Origin of the sequence: Pseudomonas sp. p50(2008), from assembly GCF_015351605.1 — a bacterium.
Classification (GTDB): Bacteria; Pseudomonadota; Gammaproteobacteria; order Pseudomonadales; family Pseudomonadaceae; genus Aquipseudomonas.
On the sequence record NZ_JACMYF010000004.1, the window covers coordinates 130,048 to 149,486 of the forward strand.

Annotated in this window: 20 protein-coding genes; 12 read left to right on the forward strand and 8 right to left on the reverse strand. The window is 57.6% G+C overall.

Going from position 1 to position 19,439, the window contains the following annotated elements:
- Window positions 1-48: 48 nt before the first annotated feature.
- The 4 genes from H7698_RS12395 (at window position 49) to H7698_RS12410 (ending at window position 3,342) form a co-directional block, all read left to right on the forward strand.
- Complete coding sequence (locus H7698_RS12395; RefSeq protein ID WP_194691560.1) at window positions 49-993, forward strand: LysR substrate-binding domain-containing protein; 945 nt, start codon at window positions 49-51, stop codon at window positions 991-993.
- 91 nt (window positions 994-1,084) lie between these two features.
- Window positions 1,085-1,615: a ferritin-like domain-containing protein gene (locus tag H7698_RS12400; protein WP_162437071.1), complete on the forward strand. Its 531-nt coding sequence runs from the start codon at window positions 1,085-1,087 to the stop codon at window positions 1,613-1,615.
- Window positions 1,616-1,782: 167 nt separating this feature from the next.
- Window positions 1,783-2,547 carry a hypothetical protein gene (locus H7698_RS12405; protein ID WP_194691561.1) on the forward strand — a complete coding sequence of 255 codons (765 nt, stop codon included), beginning with the start codon at window positions 1,783-1,785 and terminating at the stop codon, window positions 2,545-2,547.
- A gap of 90 nt (window positions 2,548-2,637) precedes the next feature.
- Window positions 2,638-3,342 (forward strand): hypothetical protein, encoded by a 705-nt coding sequence (locus H7698_RS12410; protein WP_194691562.1) that lies wholly within the window; start codon window positions 2,638-2,640, stop codon window positions 3,340-3,342.
- 62 nt (window positions 3,343-3,404) lie between these two features.
- Here the strand turns inward: H7698_RS12410 and H7698_RS12415 are convergent, their stop codons facing one another.
- Complete coding sequence (locus H7698_RS12415) at window positions 3,405-5,474, reverse strand: AsmA family protein (protein WP_194691563.1); 2,070 nt, start codon at window positions 5,472-5,474, stop codon at window positions 3,405-3,407.
- 389 nt (window positions 5,475-5,863) lie between these two features.
- On the opposite strand from H7698_RS12415, the gene H7698_RS12420 reads away from it, so the two are divergent.
- The 8 genes from H7698_RS12420 to H7698_RS12455 all read left to right on the forward strand — a co-directional run bounded on the left by H7698_RS12420 (window position 5,864) and on the right by H7698_RS12455 (window position 11,290).
- Window positions 5,864-6,418 carry a hypothetical protein gene (locus H7698_RS12420; RefSeq protein WP_150714580.1) on the forward strand — a complete coding sequence of 185 codons (555 nt, stop codon included), beginning with the start codon at window positions 5,864-5,866 and terminating at the stop codon, window positions 6,416-6,418.
- A gap of 170 nt (window positions 6,419-6,588) precedes the next feature.
- The gene (locus tag H7698_RS12425) at window positions 6,589-7,221 is read left to right on the forward strand and encodes a TetR family transcriptional regulator (RefSeq protein ID WP_162437076.1); all 633 of its coding nucleotides are present in this window, start codon (window positions 6,589-6,591) and stop codon (window positions 7,219-7,221) included.
- Between the two features lie 175 nt (window positions 7,222-7,396).
- Window positions 7,397-7,897 carry an urease accessory protein UreE gene (gene ureE / locus H7698_RS12430; protein ID WP_194691564.1) on the forward strand — a complete coding sequence of 167 codons (501 nt, stop codon included), beginning with the start codon at window positions 7,397-7,399 and terminating at the stop codon, window positions 7,895-7,897.
- Window positions 7,894-8,568, forward strand: a complete 675-nt coding sequence (locus tag H7698_RS12435) for an urease accessory protein UreF (protein WP_194691565.1) — start codon at window positions 7,894-7,896, stop codon at window positions 8,566-8,568. Before ureE ends, H7698_RS12435 begins: the two co-directional genes overlap by 4 nt.
- A 23-nt stretch (window positions 8,569-8,591) precedes the next feature.
- Window positions 8,592-9,206 (forward strand): urease accessory protein UreG, encoded by a 615-nt coding sequence (gene ureG, locus H7698_RS12440; RefSeq protein ID WP_047536839.1) that lies wholly within the window; start codon window positions 8,592-8,594, stop codon window positions 9,204-9,206.
- 32 nt (window positions 9,207-9,238) lie between these two features.
- Window positions 9,239-9,811: a HupE/UreJ family protein gene (locus H7698_RS12445; protein ID WP_194691566.1), complete on the forward strand. Its 573-nt coding sequence runs from the start codon at window positions 9,239-9,241 to the stop codon at window positions 9,809-9,811.
- 13 nt (window positions 9,812-9,824) lie between these two features.
- Window positions 9,825-10,202, forward strand: a complete 378-nt coding sequence (locus H7698_RS12450) for a hypothetical protein (RefSeq protein WP_194691567.1) — start codon at window positions 9,825-9,827, stop codon at window positions 10,200-10,202.
- Window positions 10,163-11,290 (forward strand): AGE family epimerase/isomerase, encoded by a 1,128-nt coding sequence (locus H7698_RS12455; RefSeq protein ID WP_194691568.1) that lies wholly within the window; start codon window positions 10,163-10,165, stop codon window positions 11,288-11,290. The genes H7698_RS12450 and H7698_RS12455 overlap by 40 nt, the downstream gene beginning before the upstream one ends.
- A gap of 78 nt (window positions 11,291-11,368) precedes the next feature.
- Here the strand turns inward: H7698_RS12455 and H7698_RS12460 are convergent, their stop codons facing one another.
- The 7 genes from H7698_RS12460 to H7698_RS12490 form a co-directional block, all read right to left on the reverse strand.
- Window positions 11,369-12,274 carry a cation diffusion facilitator family transporter gene (locus tag H7698_RS12460; protein ID WP_194691569.1) on the reverse strand — a complete coding sequence of 302 codons (906 nt, stop codon included), beginning with the start codon at window positions 12,272-12,274 and terminating at the stop codon, window positions 11,369-11,371.
- 117 nt (window positions 12,275-12,391) lie between these two features.
- Complete coding sequence (locus H7698_RS12465; protein WP_194691570.1) at window positions 12,392-13,162, reverse strand: SDR family oxidoreductase; 771 nt, start codon at window positions 13,160-13,162, stop codon at window positions 12,392-12,394.
- A 1,010-nt stretch (window positions 13,163-14,172) separates the two neighbouring features.
- Window positions 14,173-14,889: an ABC transporter ATP-binding protein gene (locus H7698_RS12470; protein ID WP_162437084.1), complete on the reverse strand. Its 717-nt coding sequence runs from the start codon at window positions 14,887-14,889 to the stop codon at window positions 14,173-14,175.
- Entirely contained in the window at window positions 14,886-15,761 is an 876-nt protein-coding gene (locus H7698_RS12475; RefSeq protein ID WP_162437085.1) for an ABC transporter ATP-binding protein, read from the reverse strand. The genes H7698_RS12470 and H7698_RS12475 overlap by 4 nt, the downstream gene beginning before the upstream one ends.
- A complete protein-coding gene (livM, locus tag H7698_RS12480; RefSeq protein WP_162437086.1) occupies window positions 15,758-17,041 on the reverse strand; it encodes a high-affinity branched-chain amino acid ABC transporter permease LivM in 1,284 nt (427 codons plus the stop codon). Before livM ends, H7698_RS12475 begins: the two co-directional genes overlap by 4 nt.
- 3 nt (window positions 17,042-17,044) lie before the next feature.
- Window positions 17,045-17,959 carry an ABC transporter permease subunit gene (locus H7698_RS12485; RefSeq protein ID WP_194691571.1) on the reverse strand — a complete coding sequence of 305 codons (915 nt, stop codon included), beginning with the start codon at window positions 17,957-17,959 and terminating at the stop codon, window positions 17,045-17,047.
- Between the two features lie 244 nt (window positions 17,960-18,203).
- The gene (locus tag H7698_RS12490; RefSeq protein WP_162437088.1) at window positions 18,204-19,337 is read right to left on the reverse strand and encodes an ABC transporter substrate-binding protein; all 1,134 of its coding nucleotides are present in this window, start codon (window positions 19,335-19,337) and stop codon (window positions 18,204-18,206) included.
- Window positions 19,338-19,439: the final 102 nt, after the last annotated feature.

The following is a 19,439-nucleotide window of genomic DNA, read 5'->3' on the forward strand; positions in this document are numbered from 1 at the left end:
TGAGTAAAAGTCACTCTGGATGAATTCATTTCATCCATGGAGTATTGAATGTTTGCCTCACTGCCACTCACCGCCCTGCGCGCCTTTGAATCGGCTTCCCGCCTGCTGAGTTTCAAGGCAGCGGCCGAAGAACTGGCCGTCACACCAACGGCCATTTCCCACCAGATCCGCACCCTTGAAAGCTGGCTTGGCCTGTCGTTGTTCGAGCGGTTGCCGCGACAGGTTCGACTGACCGAGGGCGGTGAACGATTGTTCCGCACCCTGCACGGCGCGTTTCTGGACGTGGCGCAAAGCGTTGACACATTGCGCCCGCAACGCAGCGGCGCGAGCCTGACGATTTCCACCACTGCAGCCTTCGCCGCCTTGTGGCTGGTGCCGCGTCTGGGCCGTTTCTATGCGCGCCATCCCGACATCAGCGTGCGACTCGATACCCATTGTGAGGTGATCGACTTGCATCAGGACGCGAGCGTCGATCTGGTGTTGCGCTATAGCCTCGATGACTATCCCAATCTGTTTGGCTTGTGCCTTTTTGATGAGGCCTTCGGCGTTTATGGCTCGCCCGAGCAAGTCGCGTTAGCCCGCGGTCGAGTGCCAACGCTGATCAGCGTGCGATGGCACAACTCAAAACTGTATGCCCACGGCTGGGAAGCCTGGTGTGCGCAGTCCGGGGAGTCCTGGTTGCAAGGGCAACCCGCGGTGCGCGAGTACGATGAGGAACATTACGCCTTGCAAGCTGCCATTGCCGGACAAGGTCTGGTGCTGGCAAGCAACATCCTTGTGTCGCAAAGCGTGGCCAGCGGATTACTGGAGGGGTATCGGAGCGACATTCAGGTCGAGGGCGCGGGATATAGCGCCCTGTGCGTACCGGGTCGCGAGCGTCACCCCCCGGTTCGGGCGTTTTTTGCATGGCTGCAGGAGGAGGCACGCCTGTCCGGTCTGGTACCAAGATCGCAGGCTTCGTCAGCTCGCGACGAACAACGGCAAATTACATAAAACTTTTCGCGGGCCCGATCACTCACACCTTAAGTAGCGATCGCGTCCTCAGAGGCGTGACGCAAACCGGATTAGCCTCCAGGAGAACGAGATGAGTGACATGCATTTGTCCGATGTAACCACCCTTCGAGCACGGGCCCGTCAAAACGTCGAAAACGGCGCAGTGACCGAAAGCTATAGCGCCGACCTTGACGAAGTGCTGCGCCTGCTCAACGAATCCCTAGCCACCGAACTGGTTTGCGTGTTGCGCTACAAGCGCCACTACTTCATGGCCAACGGCCTCAAAGCCCATGTGGCTGCTGAAGAGTTCCTCGAACACGCGAAGCAGGAAGGCCAACACGCCGACAGGCTGGCCGAGCGCATCGTGCAGTTGGGAGGAGAGCCGGAGTTCAACCCTGACACCCTGTCGAAAAACTCCCACGCACAATACGTCGCAGGTAATTCGCTCAAGGAAATGGTTTACGAAGACCTGGTTGCTGAGCGCATTGCCATCGACAGTTATCGCGAAATCATTCAATACATCGGTGAAAAAGACCCGACTACACGGCGAATCTTCGAAGACATATTGGCTCAGGAAGAAGAGCACGCAGATGATATGGCGGACATACTGAAAGATCTTTAATAGCAACACATTACCTTGTCGCACCAACGGTGCGACAAGGCTTTATTTGCAAATGAACATATACACCTCCGGCAACATACCCCGCATAGACTTATTCCCCTACTAATTTAACCTTGAATCCACAGTCCACTCCGGCTGTTCAAATTTAATTAAGAAGGAATAATTTTATGCTATTAGAACAACGATTTGAATTTATCGACGAACTTGCGGCATTGCCAGTCACCCCCATACGCTCTTTCTCGAGTGCTAATGCTCGCCCTGCGCACAACATCAACAGCCCCACCGCCAGCGTCCTGCCAGAAACAGTTAACACTTTTCTTCCCGGCGTATCGGAAGAGATCATTTCCGACGTCAATCTTTGCAAGTTAGTGATGCACAACGCCGCCACCAAGAAGTTTCCCAACCAGAATCAACTGGCCGAATGGTATCAGTTTTATCTCAAAGGGCTGAGCAACATAGGCTGGGCCAACGACGGCGGAATCTACAAGAACATTACTGTCAATAAAATCGGTATCACCCTGGACCAGATTGCGCTGGACTTGGCGATGGGGCTTATCGGAGGCTCTGCTGCAAATGCGCTCAGGAGCGTAGGTAGCAAATCAGTTGAAGCTGTTAAAGGCAGCACCGAGGCCACCACTCTTTTGAACAATGTCAAGGTACTCGGACGACAAGGAAACTACGACTTCGCACCGGTCTGGGTAGACAATGCAGGGCAGCCGCACATGATCATGAGCTTTGCGTCGCTGGACGCAAGCGAAAGGACCAAAAACATCCTGTTTTGGAAAACAACTCGCCAAACCACCGTCATAAAATCGGCCAGTTCACACCTTTACCTGGACAACTCCATCTTTGGAGCCCTGCGTAGTTCGCTCCGCGCTAAATATTTAGCAAGCGCAGAAAAATTTATTATCGACCTTCCAGACCTCGATTAATATTTAGTCTACTTCCTTCAGCGAGAGAGAGATCGTACTTAGGTGTACGATCTCTCTCACTTTCCGTTTCTATCGCAGAGTGTTTATACAATGAACCAACCCTTCGACCTGTATCTCGTCACTGGCAACATCACGTTATTTTGCGGAAAACACAGTGATGCTTTCAAAACAGACCTCTTGCACTCGAGTTTGTACAGCCATATGTTGGCTGCAAAATCCGCAAGCAATCGTGAGCTCCTCTGGTCCACCTATAACAACACGCTCGCAAAAATAGGCTGGTCGCAGAATAGCAATACCTACAAGCGTGTTGAGCAACCCGTAAGCAGCCTGCTCAACATCATTAAAGGCACTACGCAGCATTTAATATCCGACACTGAGCGACAATCGCTCGCCTGCAGCTTTTCACAACTGGCCAATCTCCCTCGAGACTCCTCAGCCATACAGCTTTACTTAAAGCGACTGCAAGCCAATTCTACTAATAAACAGGACGCTGACACCCGACCAACTTCCGTTAAAAAAAACCCATGGAACTCTTCGATGACCGTGACGATTATTCGTGAAAACGGAACGATCATCACAACACTTGTCGCATTCCAAGCAACAGCTATGGATGAGCTTGAAATTTTAAACGGTGCGCCAGTCAAGCCAACACTGGACAGTAAAAACAACATCATGGTGTCTTCAAGTTTCCTGGATGAAACTAACTACCGCACGTTCAGACAAGCCATCACTGGAAAAGTCCAGAACAAACTTGATACTGACTTGGTGCATATTTCGCAGCTGCTTCCAGACTGAAAAATCCGTGCAAACAGCTAATAAAACGTTCTTGATTTTTTATGTCGAGAACGTTTCAGCTGTCAGTTCTTTACGGTCTTGGGTGCCTTGCCCGCCTTCATCTGTTCCAGCAATGGCGCGCACTGATTCGGCTCGCCCCCACTAGGCGCCACCAACGCGAGCAACCCGGCCGCCGGCGCAGCAATCACACCCAACGCAACCATCCCCGCCCCACGCAACAGCAACGGTACAGCTTTCACCCCCGCATCCGGCTTGATGAACTTGCCCCGCACATACAGCGGCGAGCGCAACGAGATCAGGCGCCAGCCTTTTGATTCCGGCGTGATGGTCAGGTCCAGTTGCTCGGTTGCCATGTTTGCCGTTCCATCGATGTAGATAATCGCGTTCTCGGTATCGAAAACGAACAAGCGAGTGGTTGCCAGACCGGTCTTGATATCGAAATCGGCGGCCGCGCAATTAATCTTCACTTCCTTGTCGCCAAAGATCTTGCCGACCACATAGTTGCCCACGTTAAGCCCGGCCAGCTCCATCAACTCGCGGCTGATGGCACCGTCATTGATCAGCATCTTCAGATTGCCATTGGAGGTGGCCAGCAACTTCGCCACCGAGTTGCCACGCCCGGTGATGTCGGCGTCGCCGTTGAGCTCACCGAAGCTGGTTTTCATCGGTTCGAAGGTCGGGAACAGCTGCTTGAGCTTGAAGCCACGCGCGGTCAATTTGGCCTGGCCTTCCAGGGGTTCGGTGTGACCGTTCAAACGGATCTGTGCGTCGAGCTTGCCGCCTGCCACGCCGAAACGCAGGGGCTCGAGGCTCAGGACCCCATCGGTCAGCACGAGGTGGGTATAAAGGTCATTGAACGGCAGCTTCTCACTGTGGACGATGCGCTTGCCGGTGAATTCAACATCGGCGTCCATGTCGCGCCAGCGCTCGGTCTTGAACTCCTCGACCGGCAGCACCTTGTCCGTCGGCTGCTTGCTTTCGCCACCCCGGGCCTTTTGCTTTGTATTGGAGTCGGCGCCAATCAGAGGCGCCAGGTCGGCAAACAGCAACTGGTTCGACACCAGAGCACCGCTGAGTTTTGGCCGCGGCTGGCTGGCAACGTAGGCCAGGCTCCCATGAATGTCGCTTTCGCCGATCTTGCCGTTGAATGCTTCATAGCGGAATACTGCGCCACCTGGCTCATGCAGCTTGGCGATCAAATGACCGTCGGTGGCATAGGGCGGGGTGTCCGGGAGGGTCACGCCTGTCAGCGGATACAGGTTGCCCAGGCTGGCACCAGCCAGTTTCAGACGCAGGTCCAGCGCACCGAGGTTCAGCGGATCGGTCAGGGTGCCGGCCAACTCAATACGGGTGTCGGCAATCTGCACTTGGGCCTGCAGCGGGAAAGGTCGATTCGCGTCCTGCAACGCCAGCAAGCCGCCGATCTTGCCGTCGCCGGTGAGCTTCTGACCGTGGTATTGGCCTTTGGTCTTGATCGCGAAAGCGTAATCCTGTGGCGCGGCGCCCTTCTCCTGCGCGCTTTTCGCGGCTTTGTCGCCGACAATATCGCTGAACGGAATCGGCTTGCCCAGGGGATCAATCAACACATCAAGCTGCGTTTTCAGGGTTTGGTCGTCGAGGGTCACGTGGCCTTTATCAAAACCAATCGCGCCAATATCCACCACCCAGCTCGACGGCTCAGCGTCTGGATCCTTCGGGTCGAACTTGAACGTCCAGTTGGCGCGACCATCGGCCAGGCGTTGCAGGTCGGCATTCGGCTCGGTGAGGTCAATGCGCGGGATCACCACACGCTGCGCCAGCAGGGCCAACGGCGAGATGCGCAGCTCGACCCGTTTCAAGGTGACCATTTGTGGCTTCTTCGACCACTCGGGGTTACCCAGGCTCAGATCTTCCGCAACCACGTGCGGCCAAGGTACCCAGGCACGCCATCCTCCCTCCTCGGGTTCGCGTTGCCAGACCACGGCCAGGTTGCCGTTGATGGCAAAGGGACGGTGCAGCTCTTCGGAGACTTTGGCATTGAGGGGCGGTTTGATCCGGTTCCAATCGAAGAACACGATGATCAACACCAGCACTGCCAGCAGAAGAACGAGGCTGGCGAAGGTCCAGGCCATTACTTTACGAGTGCGCGTCATTGCACAGGGCTCCTTTATACGACTGAGCGCCCTGACTGCGACGCACGTATGGAAACGGTAGGCCAGAACGGGCCGACCATGACATCTAGGACTGGGAAACAGCGCTCAGGTTTAACCGAAATGCCGATTAATCCTTAAATAATCGTCCCTCCACATACTGCCCCCCTCGATAGACGTTACCGCCCCCGCACTTTTGCGTGGCACGGGTGAGTCGAAAATACCCACAGCAGTGCAAAAACGTCCGCCGGAAACGCCCGGTTTAGAGCCATCGCAAGGAACAATCAATTCCGTTGATTATTACCATTGCGTTTATGAACTTTTATATCGACTTATCGAGAGTAGCATTGACCTCGTACCCACTTTATCGCCCTCCCAAGGAGCAACCCATCATGAAACGCCAATTACTGCTTAGCCTTACCCTTTCCATGCTGGCCAGCACCGCTTTCGCTCTGCCAGCTGCTGACCAGGCCACTCCGCAAGTCAAAGACAGCCGCTCGGTGTTCAGTCAAACCGTCGCTGCAGATGGTTCCGACCGCACTCCACAGGGCCAGACACTCGCCGAAGGCGGTAACGATCGCCTGAAAGAAAAAGGCTTGATCACCCAGGATGGTTCGGACCGCACTCCACAAGGCCAGACTTTGGCTGCTGACGGTTCCGACCGCACCCCACAAGGCCAGACCCTGGCGGCTGACGGTTCCGATCGCACCCCACAAGGCCAGACCCTGGCGGCTGACGGTTCCGATCGCACCCCACAAGGCCAGACTCTGGCGGCTGACGGTTCCGACCGCACCCCACAAGGCCAGACCCTGGCTGCTGACGGTTCCGATCGCACTCCACAAGGTCAGACCCTTGCCGCTGACGGTTCCGATCGCACCCCACAAGGCCAAACCCTGGCTGAAGGTGGTGGTGACCGTGTAATCGAACGCAACAGTGCCTTGAGCTAAGCCCATGGCGGCCTTGAAAAAAAGCCCAATCCCCGGATTGGGCTTTTGACTTTTCAGCCTTTGACCTTATGGACGTTACCCCTGCGCGCATAATCCCCGATAGTCGTTCGACGCCGGCAAAGCCTATTTGCTAGAGTGCGTCGCTGCCCTTATCCAGAAATCTCCTTGCGATGCTGCCCCGCGCCGAACAGAAACAACAGACCCGCAACGCCTTGATGGACGCTGCCCGCCATTTGATGGAAAGCGGCCGAGGATTCGGCAGCCTGAGCCTGCGCGAAGTGACGAAAACCGCCGGGATCGTCCCCACCGGTTTCTACCGGCATTTCGCTGATATGGATGAGCTCGGCCTGGTGCTGGTGAGTGAAGTCGGCCAGACCTTCCGCGAAACCATTCGCCTGGTGCGACACAACGAGTTCGTCATGGGGGGGATCATTGACGCCTCCGTGCGGATCTTTCTCGATGTCGTCGCGGCCAATCGATCGCAATTTCTTTTCCTCGCCCGCGAGCAGTACGGTGGCTCGCTGCAAGTGCGCCAGGCCATCGGTCGTTTGCGCGAAGACATCAGCTCCGACCTGGCGTCCGATCTGTCTTTAATGCCCAAACTGCAACACCTGGACATTGCCGGACTGAGCGTCGTGGCGGATCTGATCGTAAAAAGTGTTTTTGCAACCTTGCCGGACATCATCGATCCTCCCGCCGAGGCGCTGCCCGATCACCTCACCCCGCAGGCGAAAATCACCCAGCAGCTGCGCTTCATTTTTATCGGGCTCAAGCATTGGCAAGGACTCGGCAGCACCGAGTGATCTATTTTTGAGCGTCGCAAATTGGTGCGCGCGCTTTTTCCCTGCACCAATTTCAGCCATATTTGCGCAACGAAATGACTCACCAGCCATGATCCGTCAGGCATTTCCTACACATCGTCCGATTGGCAAGCCCCTTGCTCTAGCCTGACTATCGCTCATTGCTGGAAGTCTTCCGATGCTGGTGATTCATCGCAGAATCGACCCTCAACCCGTTTGGGCCGCCGAGTTGCACCTGACCTTCGACGCTCGTAGCAAGAGCCGTTTGCGCTGTTTCAGTGCCGATGGCGAAGACGTCGGATTGTTTTTGGAGCGCGGTCAGCCGCCACTGTATGACGGTGAATGCCTGCAAGCAGAAGATGGTCGCACCGTTCGCGTCTGCGCCCGCCCTGAACAACTGCTGCATGTCACGTGCGCCAACGCATTCGAACTGACGCGGGCCGCCTACCACCTGGGCAATCGCCACGTTGCCCTGCAAGTCGGCAACGGCTGGTTGCGCCTGCTGGACGATTACGTACTCAAGGCCATGCTCGAACAGCTTGATGCCCAAGTCGACTCCATTGAGGCACCGTTCCAGCCCGAACACGGCGCTTACGGCGGCGGCCATCATCACTCGCGCCATGGCGACGAAGATTTCAATTACCCCCCGAAATTGCACCAGTTCGGCGTTCGCTTATGAACCCGGCCTGGGCGCTGCTGCGTCTGGCCAGTCCGCAGCTGCCAATTGGCGGCTACAGCTATTCCCAAGGCCTGGAAATGGCGGTGGATAACGGCCGGGTCAATGATCCGGACAGTGCGCGACGCTGGATCAGCGACCAATTAATGCTCAACCTTGCACGCTTCGAAGCGCCTCTGTTGCTGGCTCACTGCGAGGCGGCCGCGCAAGAAAACTGGGCCCGCTTGTTACAGCACTGCGAAGAACACCGCGCCAGCCGCGAGACGCGCGAGCTGTATCAGGAAAGTCGGCAGATGGGTTATTCCCTCCAGCAATTGCTCAATGGTTTGCCGGAACTGGATGCCGCCGCGCGCGCCTTTCTTGAACAGCGTCCAGAACCGCATTTGGCTCTCTGTTGGGCGCTGGCCGCACGCGCCTGGCACATCAGTGCGCAAGACGCGTTGGCGGCCTGGCTCTGGAGCTGGCTGGAGAATCAATTAGCGGTGCTGATGAAAACCCTGCCCCTCGGCCAGCAAGCGGCGCAGCGCCTGACCAGCCAGCTGCTGCCGCTGTTGCAGGAAGCCCAGCAGAACGCCACTCAAATAAACCCCGAACACTATGGCAGCGCCGCTTTCGGCCTGTCCCTGGCGGGCATGGCCCATGAGCGCCAGTACAGCCGACTGTTCCGTTCCTAGGGCCTTTTCACTTGGAGAATCACATGAACACACAACCCCTGCGCGTCGGCATCGGCGGCCCGGTTGGTTCGGGCAAAACCGCCCTGACGCTGGCCCTGTGCCTGGCCCTGCGCGATCGCTACAACCTGGCCGTCGTGACCAACGATATCTACACCCGAGAAGACGCTGACTTCCTGGTGCGCAACGAAGCCCTCGCACCTGAGCGCATTATTGGCGTGGAAACCGGCGGCTGCCCACACACCGCCATCCGCGAAGACGCCTCGATCAATCTTGAAGCGGTGGATCAATTGAACCGGCGCTTTCCGGGGCTGGACCTGATTCTCGTGGAGTCCGGTGGCGACAACCTGTCGGCGACGTTCAGCCCGGAACTGTCCGACCTGACCATCTACGTGATCGATGTCTCGGCCGGCGACAAGCTGCCGCGCAAGGGCGGACCGGGCATCTGCAAGTCCGACTTGCTGGTGATCAACAAGATCGACCTTGCACCGCTGGTGGGCGCGTCCCTGACCCTGATGGACAGCGACACGACCCGCATGCGCAACGGCAAGCCGTTCGTGTTCAGCAATCAGAAAACCGGCCAGGGCCTGGAAGAAATCATTGCCTTCATCGAACGCCAGGGTTTGCTGACTGCAGCCTGATCACACCCTTTTTTCAACAAGGAAGCTTATCCATGACACTTAAACGCATGCTGGGCGCCATGGCCCTGTTGCTGACTCCGGCGCTCGCCTTTGCTCACCCGGGCCATGGCGACAATGGATTGATGGCCGGTATCAGCCACCCGATCGGTGGCCTCGATCACTTGCTGGCAATGGTTGCGGTCGGATTGTGGGCAGCGCAGCAGAATGGTGCGGCTCGCTGGCTACTGCCCTGCACGTTCGTCGGCACCCTGCTGGTGGGCGGTATGTTGGGGTTTGAAGGCTTGAACTTGCCCGTTCTGGAAGGCGGAATCGCTGCGTCAGTGCTGGCGCTGGGCCTGGCCGTAGCGCTGGCGGTGCGTCCACCGCTGAGCCTGGCAGTGGCGGCGACGGCATTGTTTGCGCTGTTCCATGGGGTGGCGCACGGTCTGGAATTGCCGGACATGTCGAACCCTTGGGCGTATGCCGCAGGATTCGTCGCGGCGACGGCGGCGTTGCATGCCGCAGGCTACGCGGTCGTGCGGGTGTTGCCACAAGCGGCAGCGCCGTTGGTTCGGGTCGCGGGTGCGGCTTCGGCGGCGACTGGCGTGTGGTTGCTCGCGGGCTGAGTTCTCGAGTGTCTTGACTGGCCTCATCGCGAGCAAGCTCGGCTCCCACAGGTTTTGTGGTGGCATTGTTGGCAAGTTCGGCTTCAGCGGATCTGTGGTGGTTGAACATGCCAGCAGCAACACCACAAATCCTGTGGTGGTTGAACTTGCCAGCAGCAACTCCACAAATCCTGTGGTGCTTGAACTTGCCAGCAGCAACACCACAAATCCTGTGGTGGTTGAACTTGCCAGCAGCAACTCCACAAATCCTGTGGGAGCCGAGCTTGCTCGCGATGAGGGCCTGACAGACACCGCATCTCCAAGGCCTGCTACCATGTTGCGCATTCGCCCCTGCCGTGACGACGCCAGCCAATGCCTCATGTTCCCCGCTCCGCCTCCCAGCCTGAATTGACCGCTCTGTTCAACTCGGTGCAACAGCATTTCCAGGATGTGATCGTGCCCCTGTGGCAAGGCCCCGGCTGGAATGCCGAGCTGGCGCTGCCCTATGAGGCACTGGACGCAGACCATCAACCGCTGCCGCCGCAGCGCTACCGGGCGATGGCGTGCGCACGGCAGCTGTACTTGTTCTCCAGCCTGATCGGCCAGGTACCGGCTGCTGAAGAGCGAGCCGAGGCGCTGTTCCGTTCCTTGCAGCAGCACTTCCACGACGCCGAACACGGCGGCTGGTTCTACAGCATCGATCCGCAAGGCGCGCCACTGGATCAACGCAAAGACCTCTACACCCATGCCTTCATCCTGTTTGCCTGCGCTCATTATTGGGACAAGGTTCGCGACCCTTCGGCGGAGTCCGTACTCAACCGCGCCCTGGACGTGATCACGCAACGTTTCGCCACAGGCGACGGCCTGTACGAAGCCAGCCTCGAGCGTGACTGGTCATCGCTGAACAGCGGCCCCCTGCAAAATCCCCTGATGCATTTGGCAGAAGCCTTTCTCGCGACGCTTTCGGCGCGCGAAGACGCCGTCGTGAAAGAGGCACTGGTTGAGTTATGCACAGCCATGCAACAACGCTTCATCGACCCGCAACATGGTGTGTTGATGGAGAAGCCGCTGGGCGCTGTGGATAACTGGTTTGAACCGGGACATCAGTTCGAGTGGTATTTCCTGCTCGAATCATCAGCCCTGCTACGGGGCTCTGCGTTGCACACATCGCTCGACCGGGCGTTTTCGCTGACCGAGCAATGGGGTGTGCATCAACAGTCGGCGGCTGTTCAAGCGATGCTTGATCTGGATGGCCACATCAAGGATGCCACCCAACGAATCTGGGCCCAGGCTGAGTATCTGCGGGCGCTGACCTTGCGCCCGGATGCAGAAGCCGCCGTGCAGCGCCAACTCCTGGCATTGCAGCAGCACTTCCTGCACGCGGGCGGCTGGTATGAGTGTCGGGATGAGCAGGGTGAAGTGAGCCGCAAGGACATGCCTTCGACCACGCCTTATCACTTGGCGACCTGTTATCGCGGGTTGGTTGACTATCTGCGCTGAGCGATCGAAAGCCTTCGCGGGCAAGGTACGCATCAACCTGTGGGAGCGTGCCTTGCCGGCGAAGGGTTCATCAGCGAATCACGCGATCCATTTTTTGTCCCCGGTAAAGCTGATCGTCAGCCATCGCGCCGCATCCGCCTTACCGAGCTTCGCGGAAATCTCCTCCCGCAGCGCATCCAGTTGCCCTACGTTCTGCAACGGATAGTCCGCCGGCAACACCACATGAATCTCGATAAAACACGCCCGCCCGTGCTTCTGCACGTAGGAAATGTAGTCGTCGAAACCGTGCTCGTCCTTGGCCGCTTCCATGACCTGACGCACCTTGTCATCCAGTTGATCCGGCGCAATCCCCAGCACATCACGCAGCGCTGGGGCGAGGATCTTGAAGGCCGGAGGGAGCATGCTCAACGCCAGGACGATCAGGATCAACGGGTCGACGTACATCGCCCACTCGTCATACCCCTGGGTCTTGAGCAGCAGCGCAATCAGGAAACTGACCAGCAGGCCTACCGAGAGCATCGCGTCCACCAGCCAACTGATGTTGTCGAACTGGATGAGCGTTGACCGCAGTTTTCGATTGCGATGCCGGACGTAAAAGAAATACGCAAACTCGACGACGGTGAATACCGCTGCGTAGATGATCACCAACCCGAGCTCGATCTCTCGGCCACCATTGATGATGCCGAACACACCATTGAGAAAGGCGTAGATGGCAATCAAGAACAGAAAGCTGCCCTCGATTAACAACACCATGGGTTCCAGGTGCCAGAAGCCGAACTGAAAGCGGTCGTTACTTTCCTTGGCGATCAGTTTGGCGGTGATGAGCATCAAGACCTTGATGAAGGTCGCGATCAACGAGAAAAAACCATCGAACAGGATGGATTGGGCACCCGAAACAAAACCGGTCACGATCCCGGCGATCGCCACGGCCAACATGAGAATGGTCGATTGCTTGAGCAGTGACTGCTCACCTTTGTTACTCACGTAGCCTCCTCTTGCACCTTGACGCCGCAGGCTGCGGCGGGGTGTTGGGCGAGGAGTTTAGCTTATGTCAGGTGTCGGCCGGCCTTGTGGCGAGGGAGCAGGCTCCCTCGTCATCAATTACGCCTTGCCACCATTACGATCAATGGCAAAGCCGGCCCAGGTCTGGCTCACCGGCATCAGTTCCAGGCTGTTGATATTGATGTGCGCTGGCGCGTTGAGCACCCAGAAAATAGTCTCGGCAATGTCGTGCGGCTGGATCGGATCGACGCCGGCATAGGTCGCGTTGTACCGCTCCTGGTCACCGGCGAAGCGCACCAGCGAAAACTCGCTTTCGCACATGCCCGGTTCGATGTTGCTGACACGCACGCCGGTGCCTTGCAGGTCGCAGCGCAGGCTCAGGGAGAACTGTTTGACGAACGCTTTCGTCGCGCCATACACGTGACTGCCCGGATACGGATAACTACCGGCGACGGAGCCGACGTTGACGATGCTGGCACCACGACCGTGAGCGATCAGGCGTGGCAACAGCAGACGGGTGCTGTACATCAGGCCTTTGACGTTGGTGTCGACCATGGTGTCCCAATCGTCGAGATCGCATTTGGGTGCAGGATCAACGCCCAGGGCCAGACCGGCGTTGTTGATCAGGCCGCGCAATTTGGCGAAGGACGGCGGCAGGTTGCCAATCGCCTCCTCCATGGCTTTGCGATCACGCACATCGAGCACCAGGCCAAGAACCTCAGTCTGTTTCGACAACTCGGCGCACAGGGCATTAAGGCGCTCTTCACGACGACCTGTCAGCACCAGCTTCCAGCCAGCCTCAGCAAAACGGCGGGCACAGGCTTCGCCAAAACCGGAGGTTGCACCGGTAATAAACAGGGTGTTGGACATCGTGTTCTCCTTGCTTCGACTGGTGAACAGCCATTGGAATAGATAATCAGCGGGAAGCATGCCCGGCCAGGCTGTTACGAGCAACCAGAGCCCCGCATGTTGGACTCAATAACGCCCCCTGTAGCAGCTGCCGAAGGCTGCGTTCGACTGCGAAGCAGTCGTGAAATCAGGCACCAAGGTCATTCAGGCACATCGCGAATTCAGGCTTTACGACTGCTTCGCAGCCGAACGCAGGCTTCGCCAGCTGCTACAGGGACTGCATCTTTGTACAAAAATCAACCAGGCAGCTACACACTATATCAGCCGTGGCTTGCAGCTAAGTACGCGCATGTTATCCACAGGCCGGTCCACAGTTTCCGGGGGCAAGTCAAAAAGCTGGAAGCCGCTGTGTATAAGGCTTTGCGGGCAGATTTAAAAGTTTTTCCCTTGACCCTGAAGCGCTCGCTGTGTAGCCCAGGGCATTTTGCATGATTGAACGTTCAAACCGACGATGGCGCCAAGCCAGCAACTACGGCCTTCAGCCGACTCTTTCCAGAGTTTAGTCACAGACTTATCCACAGGCTCGCGGGTGCATTTTCAACCCGCAAACGATGCCAATAAAAAGGTTGACAAAGGCACTCGCCGGTCGGGCAAAAACCGCTGATCAATAAATAACCACATCTCTACAAGCCACGTATTCAAAGGCTCTCAGGCAGCTACACCCACGTTATTCACAGCCAGCTCCACAGTAAACGGGGACAAGTCAAAACGTTGATAAAACAACTATTTGCAGCGGCTTTATGTCGCGGTTTGAGAGCTTGTGAATATTGTTTTCCACAATTTCCCGAAAGCACACAGAGATACCTTGTGAGAGTGAGCCTGCCTCGCTATCGGGGTGGGACCGTCGGCATCAATGATGAACGTCACCCCCCAATCGCGAGCAGGCTCGCTCCCTCAGGGGTTGTGGCGAATTGGGGATGTAAAAAAGCCCCGGCGATTGCGCGTCGGGGCTGCTTTTGCCTCAGCAGGACTTAGTGCCCGCCAAGATAGGCGTTACGCACCTCCTCGTTCACCAGCAACTCCTTGCCGGTACCTGTGAGGCGAATCTCGCCGTTGACCATGACATACGCGCGGTCCGATAACTTGAGGGCGTGGTTGGCGTTCTGCTCGACCAGGAAGATGGTCATGCCGGTACTCGCCAGTTCCCGCAGTGTCGAGAAGATCTGCTTCACCACGATCGGCGCCAATCCCAGGCTTGGCTCATCGAGCAGCAGCAACTTCGGCCGGCTCATCAGTGCACGAGCGATGGCCAGCATCTGCTGTTCACCACCCGACATGGTCATCGCCCGCTGGGTGCGCCGTTCCTTGAGCCGTGGAAACAGCTCGAACATGCGTTGCATGTCCTCGGTGGCGTACTTGTCACCGATTGGGATGGTGCCCATCAACAGGTTTTCCTCGACCGTCATGTCAGGGAAGACACGCCGTCCTTCCGGCGACTGAGCGATGCCGTTGGAGGCGATGTAATGGGATGACTTGTGGGTGATATCGACGCCCTGATAAATGATCTGGCCATCCGCTGCGCGCGGCTGACCGAAGATCGACATCAACAGCGTCGACTTGCCCGCACCGTTGGAGCCGATCAGGCTCACGGTTTCACCTTCATTGATGTGCAGCGAAACTTTCTTCAGGGCCTGGATCGGCCCGTAAAACACATCCAGTTCCTTGAGTTCGAGGATGGGTTGGCTCATAGCACCACTTCCTCTTCATCAGCGCCCAGGTAGGCCGCAATCACTTTTGGATCGTTACGAATGGCATCAGGCCCGCCCTCGGCGATCACGATGCCGTGGTCCAGCACCACGATGTGGTCGGAAATGCTCATTACCATGCCCATGTCGTGTTCGATCAGCACCACGGTCAGATCATGCTCGTCACGCAGCAGACGGATCATCGCGCTCAGCGCTTCGGTTTCCTGAGGGTTAAGGCCAGCGGCCGGTTCGTCGAGGCAGATGATCTGCGGCCGGGTACACATGGCCCGGGCGATCTCCAGACGACGTTGCTGACCGTAGGACAGTTCGCCGGCCAAACGGTTGGCGCAGTCCACCAGGTCGACGACTTCCAGCCAGTAGAACGCATGGTCCAACGCATCGCTCTCGGCCTTGCGATAGCCCTTGGTGTTGAGGATGCCGGCCAGCATGTTTCGATTGACCCACATGTGCTGGGCTACCAGCAGGTTTTCCAGTACCGACATTTCCTTGAACAGCCGAATGTTCTGGAAAGTCCGTGCCAGACCCGCGCGGTTCACCAGGTGAGTGCCGCCGAACATCTTGTAGTACAGCCGACTGAGGAAAGATTTCGGCGAGACGAAATCGGTCGCCTTGAACGATTCGCCCAGCAGCTGGATGACGTTGGTTCGCTCGCCACGCACGCTGAGTTCGATCTTGCCACCCGAGGCCTTGTAGAAGCCGGTCAGGCAGTTGAACACCGTGGTCTTGCCCGCGCCATTGGGACCGATCAGGGCGAAGATCGAATTGCGATGAACCTTCAGGCTCACATCACTCAACGCCTTGATGCCGCCGAAGTGCATCATCAGCTTCTCGACCGAGAGTACGACTTCGCTCATGGCGCTACTCCTTTACGCGGGGTCACACCGGTACGGCTGATCCTTATCAGGCCGCGCGGTCGCCAGATCATCATCAACACCATCAACACGCCGAACAGCAGCACGCGATACTCGGCAAACCCGCGCAGAAGCTCTGGTGCCACGGTGAGCACGAATGCAGCGATCACCACACCGATGGTCGAGCCCATGCCGCCCAGCACCACGATGGCGAGGATCAAGGCCGACTCGAAGAAGGTAAAGGAGGTCGGGTTAACGAAACCTTGGTACGTGGCGAAGAACACCCCGGCCAGGCCCGCAGTCGATGCACCGATGGTGAACGCGGAGAGCTTGACCAATACGTGGTTCAGGCCCATGGAACGGCAGGCGATTTCATCTTCCCGCAGGGCTTCCCAGGCGCGACCGACCGGCATCTTGACCAGACGATGCTTGATGTACAGCACGGCCAGTACCACCAGGAACAACACCGCGTAGATGAAGTAGTACTTCACGTCCGGGTTGTAGGCGATGCCGAAAAACTCATGAAACGGAACACCGCCATCCTTCGCCCGTTTGCCGAACTCAAGGCCGAAGAACGTTGGCAGCGGTGCGGGCATGCCGTTCGGGCCGCCGGTCAGCGAGAGCCAGTTATTGAGGACCAAACGGATGATTTCGCCGAAGCCCAGGGTCACGATCGCCAGGTAGTCACCGTGCAATCGCAAGACCGGGAAGCCGAGAATGCAACCCGCCAGCCCCGCCGTGATCGCCGCCAGTGGCAGCACCGTCCAGAAGCCGAGCCCAAGGTATTGATAACCCAGCGCCAGCCCGTAAGCACCGATGGCGTAGAACGCCACGTAACCCAGGTCGAGCAGGCCCGCCAGGCCTACCACGATGTTAAGGCCAAGGCCGAGCAAGACGTAGATCAGCCCGAGGATGACCACCCCGAGCAGGTAGGAGTTGGAGAAGAACGGGAAAACCACGGCAATGACGATCATCAGCGGGATGATCCAGCGCAGCCGTGATTTGTAATCAGGCGGCAATACATGAACCCCGGAGCCGGTGCTTTCAAAGCCTTCGAGGATTCTCAGGCCCTTGGGGGTTTGCAGGAACAGGCTAAGGGCAAATCGGCCGGCCATGACGATCGCGACAATCCACGCCACGCGCGTCGGTTGCAGGTTGAAGCCGTAGCCGTCGAGGACCACGCCGACAATCGGACCGAACACAATCAGGGCTACAAGGCCGGCAAGAATCGCGTCAACCAGGCTTCTTTTGAGATCAATGGTTTTTTTAGTGGTTGAAGACATCGCTTACACCTTCGACACAAGAGGACGGCCGAGCAGGCCTTGGGGCCGAAAGACCAGAACGAGAACGAGCAGCGAGAAGCTGAAAACGTCTTTGTAATCGGAGTTGACCAGACCCGCGAACAGCGACTCGGAGATCCCGAGAATGATCCCGCCGAGCATCGCGCCAGGCAGCGAGCCGATCCCGCCGAGTACCGCCGCGGTGAACGCCTTGATACCGATGACGAAGCCTGCGTAGAAGTCGAACGTGCCGTAGTTCATGGTGATCAGCACGCCGGCCAGGGCCGCCATCGCTGCACCGATGATGAACACGTAGGAGATCACCCGATCGGTGTTGATCCCGAGGATCGAAGCCATCTTGCGGTCTTGCTGTGTCGCGCGGCACATGCGGCCGAGCTTGGTGTACTTGATGACGTAGGTCAGCAGGGCCATCCCGGCAAACGCTGCGACCAGAATGAAGATTTTGGTGTAGGTGAGCTGGACGAAGCCGGTCCCGACTTCAACTCGCCATGCACCAGTCAGCAATGTAGGAACCCCCTGTTGACGGGCACCCTGGGCGATTTGTGCATAGTTTTGCAGGATCAGGGAAATACCGATGGCGCTGATCAGCGGTGCCAGTCGGGTGGAATTTCGCAGCGGTTTGTAGGCGACGCGCTCGATGACCCAGCCATAGACCGCCGTGACGACGATGGTGAAGATCAGTGTGCCGAGCATCAGCAGAGGGAAGGATTCGATACCGAAGTATGCCAGCAGAGCCAGACTGATTGCCGCGAGGTAAGCGGAAATCATGTAAACCTCGCCGTGGGCGAAGTTGATCATGCCGATGATGCCATAGACCATTGTGTAGCCGATGGCGATCAGGCCATAGACCGACCCGAGGGTCAGGCCATTGACCAGTTGCTGCAGGAAAATACCATCCATAACGCAATCTCACGCAATGAGAACCTGCACATCTGTGGGTGTGCGGTTCTTCTAAGGAAAATACAGATTTACGTCGGAGTAATGTCAGCCACGGTCAACCCGGCCCACACCGTCCCCTGTGGGAGCTGGCTTGCCAGCGATAGCGGTTGAACATTCGACATAGTTTGTCTCCTGCAAGTCCGCCATCGCGGGCAAGCCCGCTCCCACAAGGGATCTGTGGGGGTTCAGGTGATCGAGTCAGCCCTTACTTCTGTTTTTCCAGCTGGTGGTATTTGCCGTCCTTGTCCCACTGGTACACCACGTAGTCGGAAACCTTGAGATCACCCTTGGAGTCCCAGGATTTGTCGCCCATCACGGTTTTGACGGTGTTGGCTTTCAGCCACTTGGCGGCTTCTTCGCCTTTGTTGGACTTGGCACCGTTAAAGGCCGCTGCCAGGGTCTGGACCGAAGCGTAGGCGTACAGGGTGTAGCCTTCAGGCTCGGTGCCTTTCTTGCGGAACTCGTCTACCACGGTTTTGCTGTCTGGCAGCATGCGTGGGTCGGCGCCGAAGGTCATCAGCACGCCGTCGACGTACTGCGGGCCGCCAGCGGTGGTCACCAGTTCGTCGGTCACGATGCCGTCATCGGACATGAATTTCACGTCTTTCAGGCCTTCGGTACGCAGTTGTTTAACCAGTGGACCGGCTTCCGGGTGCAGGCCGCCGAAGTAGACAACGTCGGCACCGGCTGCGCGAATCTTGGTCACGACGGCACTGAAATCTTTCTCGCCGCGAGTCAGGCCTTCATACAGCACCGGCGTAACGCCACGCTTGACCAACTGCGCCTTGGTGGCGTCCGCCAGACCTTGGCCGTAGGTGTCTTTGTCGTGGAGCACGGCCACTTTCTTGCCTTTTAGCACGTCGACGATGTAGTCGCCGGCAACGATGCCCTGCTGGTCGTCACGCCCGCACATACGGAACATGGCGCTCAGGCCGCGCTCGGTGACCTGTGGGTTGGTCGAGCCAGGCGTAATTGCGATGATGCCCGCTTCGTCGTAGATCTCGGAAGCCGGGATGGTCGACGAGGAGCAGAAGTGACCTACCACGCCCGCCACTTTCTGGTTGGTCAGGTCCTTGGCGACCGTCACAGCCTGTTTCGGTTCGCAGGCGTCATCGCCCTTCACCAGTACGATTTTTTCCCCGTTGACGCCGCCCGTCGCGTTGATTGCGTCGGCTGCTGCCTGTGCACCCTTCATGTACTGCTCGCCAAATGCTGCGTTGGCGCCAGTCATTGGACCTGCCACACCGATTTTCACATCAGCTTGTGCAAACGCAGAAACACCCAACGCAGTTGCCACTGCGAGGGCCAGAAAGCCTTTCTTGTAAAACGTCTGGGACATGAGGTGGTGCTCCAAGGTTTTTTTTTAGTTGGCACTGCGACTTCACTGAATGCTCAGAGCAAGGGCCGTGCCATCGGTTTTTTATTCTGAAAAAAGTCGCTG